This is a genomic window from Isoptericola croceus, from assembly GCF_029382255.1.
In the GTDB taxonomy this organism is placed as follows: Bacteria; Actinomycetota; Actinomycetes; order Actinomycetales; family Cellulomonadaceae; genus Isoptericola; species Isoptericola croceus.
This window is the reverse complement of record NZ_JARLLG010000533.1, coordinates 1-253: the sequence shown is the minus strand read 5'-3', so window position 1 is coordinate 253 and position 253 is coordinate 1. Positions and strand designations below refer to the sequence as shown.

Below are 253 nucleotides of genomic sequence, written 5' to 3'. Positions count from 1 at the left end.
AATGCAGTTGATACGCATAAAGCAATTTTAGATAAAGGCTTTAAAATTGATATCATTACTGACCAAACAAGTGCACATGATCCTTTAAATGGATATGTACCACAAGGTTACTCTTTAGAAGAGGCAAAGGCATTAAGAGAAAAAGATCCTAAAGAATATGTAGAAAAATCTGAAGCTTCAATGAAAGAACACGTATCATTAATGTTAGCTTTCCAACAAAAAGGTGCAGTTGCGTTTGATTATGGTAATAATA

General features: G+C 32.0%; 1 pseudogene. It reads left to right on the top strand.

From position 1 onward, the window contains the following. Nucleotides 1-253 (top strand): annotated as a pseudogene (locus PZC42_RS25025) (urocanate hydratase); the annotation flags it as partial.